1 tRNA gene and 1 rRNA gene are annotated in these 215 nt (G+C 52.1%); both read left to right on the forward strand.

Annotated elements, in window-relative coordinates:
• Positions 1–21: 21 nt before the first annotated feature.
• Positions 22–138 (forward strand): 5S ribosomal RNA (gene rrf, locus ESE_RS0111165).
• A 4-nt stretch (positions 139–142) separates the two neighbouring features.
• A tRNA-Val gene (locus ESE_RS0111170) sits at positions 143–215 on the forward strand.

Genomic DNA, 215 nt, shown 5'->3' on the forward strand with positions numbered 1-215 from the left:
ACATTTCTCAATTAAATACCGTGTCGTGACGATGGCATTGAGGCCACACCTGTTCCCATACCGAACACAGAAGTTAAGCTCAATAGCGCCGAAAGTAGTTGGAGGATCGCTTCCTGCGAGGATAGGACGTCGCGATGCACATGGACGTTTAGCTCAGCTGGGAGAGCACCTGCCTTACAAGCAGGGGGTCACAGGTTCGATCCCTGTAACGTCCA

It is taken from the genome of Weissella cibaria KACC 11862, assembly GCF_000193635.1.
GTDB classification, from domain to species: domain Bacteria; phylum Bacillota; class Bacilli; order Lactobacillales; family Lactobacillaceae; genus Weissella; species Weissella cibaria.